This window comes from Duncaniella sp., assembly GCF_029056165.1.
In the GTDB taxonomy this organism is placed as follows: domain Bacteria; phylum Bacteroidota; class Bacteroidia; order Bacteroidales; family Muribaculaceae; genus Duncaniella.
Map to the genome: position 1 here is coordinate 1 of NZ_JAIDBW010000040.1, position 5,555 is coordinate 5,555.

Here is a 5,555-nt window from a genome sequence, read left to right on the forward strand (position 1 = left end):
GCTCGGAGATGTGTAAAAGAGACATCAATCAGACAATCGTAGCAGCAACGGCAACCAAAGGTATTGTGGAGATCTACACTAAGGAAGTGAACCGCTTCAGTTACTCCGGTCTTGTCAGCGGGCAGCTTCCGGTGCTGACCGATGCGCAGGGGACGGCACTTGATGCGATCCACAAATCATGGCTTGAAAATGACGTGACACTGCTCCACGGAGTGACATCGAGCGGCAAGACAGAACTATATATTCATCTGATCGACTATGTGATCCGCAATGGACGGCAGGCTCTTTACCTCGTACCGGAAATCGCGCTTACCACACAACTGACGGCCCGCTTGCAGAGGGTCTTCGGTGACAAAGTAGTGATCTACCACTCGAAGTTTTCCGATAACGAGCGCGTGGATCTCTGGAAGAAGCTGCTTGAGTCATCCGAGCCATGCGTGGTCATCGGTGCGCGTTCAGCTGTCTTTCTGCCGTTTGCTTCACTGGGACTCGTTATTGTTGATGAGGAACACGAGAGTGCGTACAAGCAGCAAGATCCCGCTCCGCGTTACAATGCCCGTGACGCGGCTATAGTGCTTGCTTCGATGCATGGTGCAAAGACACTTTTGGGCAGTGCGACCCCGTCCATCGAGACTTACTACAAAGCTAAGACCGGACGTTTCGGACTGGTGGAACTGACGGAACGTTTCGAGGGAATGAAATTGCCTGAAATGCGCATCATCGACATGGCTGATGCCAGAAAAAAGGGGCTTGTGACAGGTACTTTCGCATTCGAGACGGAGAGACTTGTCAATGAGTCACTCAAACGCGGGGAGCAGTCGATACTTTTCATCAACCGGCGCGGCTATGCTCCGATAGCACGCTGCAAATTGTGTGGTTATGTCCCCAAATGTCATAACTGTGACGTATCGCTGACATATCACAGACATTCCGACAAGCTGATCTGTCACTACTGCGCTACGCCTTACGCCGTGCCTGATGTCTGTCCTGCCTGTCAGGAGCCGGGCATAGAAGTGCTCGGCTACGGAACGGAGAGGGTGGAGGAAGAGGTTGAATCGCTCTTCGGCAACGCTACGATCGCAAGAATGGATCTTGATACAACCCGCAGCAAGGACAGTTATGAAACCATAATAGACAATTTTTCGAAAGGTAAATCGCAGATACTTGTCGGGACTCAGATGGTCACTAAGGGACTGGATTTCGACCGCGTTAGCACGGTCGGTGTCGTGAACGCCGACAGCGTGATAAACTTTCCGGATTTCCGTTCGGCCGAAAGGGCTTTCAACATGATCGAACAGGTGGCAGGAAGAGCCGGGAGACGCAACGACAACGGTATAGTGGCCATTCAGACATACAATCCTTCGCATCCGGTGCTCTCATTCCTGCTCGGACATGACTACAACGGTTTTTATGAATTTGAATTGGAAGAACGAAGGAAGTACAATTATCCGCCATTCGTGCGTGTGATCTATATCTATCTGAAGCATCGTGATCAGGCGGCAGTGTCATCGATGGCCTTTGAGTATGCCTCACGTCTGCGTGAGCTTTTGGGAAATCGTGTCAGCGGACCTGACGAGCCATACGTGTCGCGGGTGCAGTCGCTTTATATAAGACGTATAATGCTGAAGATTGAAAACAATGCTTCGATAACCAAAGTCAAGAAGTTGCTCAACGACGTCAGGATAGAGATGACCAACCGGAAATTACTTTCCGGAGCGGTGCTTTACTACGACGTCGATCCAATGTAGCCAATAGCATAAGGGAACGGCTGCGAATGCACCGATGATGTCGGCGATCGCGTCGGCAATGTCACCGCTGCGCCCTATGTGCATGGCATTCTGTATAAATTCGACTGCGATGCCAAAGACCGAAACAATGGTTGCAGCCATGAAGGATTGACCCAACGTCAGTTTTTTCCCTATACGGTAACGTTCAAAAATGAATGTCAGTGCCAGTCCGCCGAACATACAGCAGTGGGCCAGTTTGTCAGCACCGGGGAATAAAGGAATATCCTCCTCCCCGAACGGTTTGGGGAGGAGGGTAAGGTAAAGTATGACGGCCGCCACCGCCAGCGTCAGCTGATAGGGTGGAATCCATCGGAAATATTTCATCTGTCGGGATGTGAAGGATTAGTGTCAGGTATGCTGATTATTTTGCCGCCATCAGACTCCCGTTGAGCATTTCGCGGTAAGCCATCAGACCATCCTCCGAAAGTTCGACAACGTTGCGCACACCGTCGATACCGGGAACGGACACGTGCTTTTCATCGATGAAAGTGAAGAGTTCACGGCTTTCACCTGTAGGCAGGGCGATGTTCCAGCTCTGTTCGTCGGCGTTGAAGTCGAGACGCACCACTGATTTGTCGTTTTCCGAAGTGATGGTGTAGCCTTTACCATCGCATTCTACTATGTAACGGCCATCCTTTCCATCAATCACCTTCTTTCCTGCGGCCATAGGATTTTCGCCACTCCAGAATTCGATGGAGTTGAGGACGAGGATATCTGCAAGAGCTGCCACTTCATAGACTGGGAGCGGAAACCAGAAAAGGAAGAACACGAGCTCGTTGACAAATTTATTGTCAATCTGATTGTTCCAGCTTAGGAGCTTTTTGGTAAGCGAGAAGTTTCCGATGCAGGAGGTGGTGAGCATTGAGCCGCAAAGGGTGAGCACGATAGCTACCGGGAATACACGTTTTTTCATTAGGGTAAATAAGTATAAGATGATGAGTAAGTGGCGTAGGAGGAATGAAGTGATGAATGACAGAATGACCGGTAGCGACTGTTCGACTATATGACGGAAGATCAGGCTATGGCCTTTGTCTTTGCCCGGTTGTAGAAGGCATAGATACGGTTGACATAGTCATAGGTCTCACGGCCACGCGAGTAACCGAAACGGACAACGGGATCTTTATAATACTTTGGATTTGATTTCCAAAGGATGGCTTTTGCCACGTTGCCGTCCCATTTCTGAGGATTAAGGCCATACTTCTTTGCAAGATTTATTGCATCGTTGACATGACCGAGCCCCGAATTATAGGCTGCAAGTACGAATTTCTTACGTTCATTCTCGTCGGGAACTTTGGGCGTAAGTTGCTTGTCGAGATCATTGAGAAGTTTAAGAGCCGTTTCGACAGCCACGTCGTTTTTCATTACACTTTTGGCCGTCTGTCCGTAGCCCTTCGCTGTACGCGGCATAATCTGCATCATGCCTCGCGCACCTGCCCATGAAACTGCAGTGGAGTCAAACTTGCTTTCGACATAGGCTTGTGAGGCCAGCAGTTTCCAATCCCAGTCGTAGTCCTCGGCATAGCGTTTGAAAAGGTGGTCGAAAGGTGACACGCCGACACCGTTTGCAGCGTAATACTTTGAATTGGGATCGTTCTTGCTAAGCTCGAAATAACGTTTCAGAAGTTGTGCCTGTTCCTGACGCGGATTCTCGCTATTGAGCCAAGCGTTGATGCTGTCACCAAGCCAAGCTTTGTCAGGCGCGACAGCCCAGCTTGAACGCTGCTCGAAGCTTAGTGGGAGAGTGATGTCGAGATCGCTGTAGTAGGTCTTGTTGATACGGGCGATATCACTGTCAACCACCGTCAGAGGAATCTTCCCTTCGCTCACCATTGCAATGAGATCCTCGGTGATGAGGGTATCGCGGTCAACGGTGTGGATGTTTATACCTCCGCCAACTTCCTGATTGAGGTTGCGGATACGGGCCTCATACTTTGACTCGGATTCGACATAGACATCCTTGCCTACCAGATCAGTCACATCGGTGATAAGCTCTGTCTCTCCCTTTATAGGTTGCACAAGCACCTGAGTGGTTATATTTTCAGGCCCGCAAGGCACGACACGGTCTTTATATTCGGCCGTGACAGGGACTTCGTAGGCAATCAGATCGACGTAGCCTGAATCAAGCATCTCGACCGCACGCGAAAGCGAAGGTGCAATCTCCATTTTCAGGATCATGTCTTTGTCCGCAGCAAGAGCCGTGACAAGTTCGAAATCATAGCCCATCTCCTGACCTCGGTAAATAAAGTAGGCTTCAGGACTGTAGAGAGTGGCTACGCGGAGAGTATCCGGAAATTTATGCGTTTCATCGGACTGGTTGTCCGAGGCTGTTTTATCGGAGTTACCGCCACACGAGAAAAGCATCGATGTGAGGCTCAGAGCGGCAAGTACGGAGAAAATTCCTCGTTTCATAGAGAATCGGGTGATATTAAATAGTTAATATTTAGGAATCATCGAGGGGCTTCTCTCCGTCTTGCAACGGTATGGCTCAATATTCGAAGATTCCGGCTTCTGATTTGATGGTCAAGCGGTTGGATTCAGCGTCCTCGACACGTCCTACTATGCGCGATTCGATTCCGAATCCGGCTGCGATCTCCATGACCTTCTCAGCTGCTTCAGGACGGACGTAGATTTCCATACGGTGACCCATGTTGAACACTTTGTACATCTCGCTCCACGGAGTGCCGCTTTCCTTTTGGATAAGTTCGAACAACGGAGGAACGGGGAAGAGATTGTCCTTGATGACGTGTTTGTTCTCGACAAAGTGAAGGACTTTTGTCTGCGCACCGCCTGTGCAGTGAACCATACCGTCAATCTCGTCACGCATCTCGCTGAGGAGCTTTTTGATAACGGGGGCGTATGTGCGGGTAGGCGAGAGGACAAGCTGTCCGGCATTGAGACCTGTACCGGCGATCTCCTCGGTAAGTTCCTTTGAACCGGAATATACGAGTTCGTCGGGCACAGCCGCGTCGAATGTCTCAGGATATTTCTTGGCGAGATATTTCGCAAATACATCGTGACGGGCTGAGGTGAGACCGTTGCTGCCCATACCGCCGTTGTAGCGATCCTCGTATGTCGCCTTGCCGAAAGAGGCCAGACCAACGATCACATCACCGGCCTTGATATTGGCATTGTCAATGACATCGGCACGACGCATGCGGCAGGTGACGGTTGAGTCAACAATGATAGTACGGACGAGATCACCGACATCGGCTGTCTCGCCGCCGGTAGAATAGATGCCGACACCCATTTCACGGAGAGTGGCGAGAAGTTCCTCTGTTCCATTGATGATAGCCGATATTACCTCGCCGGGGATGAGGTTCTTGTTTCGACCGATGGTGGAGGAAACCAAGATGTTGTCAGTGGCACCGACGCAGAGAAGGTCATCGATATTCATTACAAGTGCGTCCTGCGCGATTCCTTTCCATACGGAAATGTCGCCCGTCTCACGCCAGTAGGCATAGGCAAGCGAAGATTTTGTTCCTGCTCCGTCGGCATGCATGATGTTGCACCATTCCGGATCACCGCCGAGGATGTCGGGTATGATTTTACAGAATGCGTGAGGGAAGATGCCTTTGTCCACATTTTTAATTGCGTTATGGACATCCTCCTTGGAGGCTGAAACACCGCGAAGATTATAACGCTGGTCACTCATAATATCTCTTGATTGAAAGTTCAACAATTGTGAGGAGGGTATGGTTTGAATTAAATTTTTGCAAAAATACAAAAAAATAGCGAAACATCCCCTACGGAAACGGTTTTTTAGACCGG

Annotated in this window: 5 protein-coding genes; 1 reads left to right on the plus strand and 4 read right to left on the minus strand. The window is 50.1% G+C overall.

The annotated features are described in order from the left end of the window. The coding region (gene priA / locus K2G41_RS09885; protein ID WP_300117731.1) for a primosomal protein N' at positions 1-1,748 on the plus strand (1,748 nt) is incomplete at its 5' end. On the opposite strand, the gene K2G41_RS09890 is transcribed toward priA, so the two are convergent. The 4 genes from K2G41_RS09890 to K2G41_RS09905 form a co-directional block, all read right to left on the minus strand. Further along, the gene (locus tag K2G41_RS09890) at positions 1,704-2,111 is read right to left on the minus strand and encodes a VanZ family protein (RefSeq protein WP_300117733.1); all 408 of its coding nucleotides are present in this window, start codon (positions 2,109-2,111) and stop codon (positions 1,704-1,706) included. The two genes, priA and K2G41_RS09890, sit on opposite strands and share 45 nt — an antisense overlap. Before the next feature lie 37 nt (positions 2,112-2,148). Next, positions 2,149-2,700: a DUF3332 domain-containing protein gene (locus K2G41_RS09895; RefSeq protein WP_300117735.1), complete on the minus strand. Its 552-nt coding sequence runs from the start codon at positions 2,698-2,700 to the stop codon at positions 2,149-2,151. A 101-nt stretch (positions 2,701-2,801) separates the two neighbouring features. After that, positions 2,802-4,196 (minus strand): transglycosylase SLT domain-containing protein, encoded by a 1,395-nt coding sequence (locus K2G41_RS09900; RefSeq protein ID WP_300117737.1) that lies wholly within the window; start codon positions 4,194-4,196, stop codon positions 2,802-2,804. Between the two features lie 76 nt (positions 4,197-4,272). Then, entirely contained in the window at positions 4,273-5,439 is a 1,167-nt protein-coding gene (locus K2G41_RS09905; protein ID WP_300117739.1) for an AIR synthase related protein, read from the minus strand. Positions 5,440-5,555: the final 116 nt, after the last annotated feature.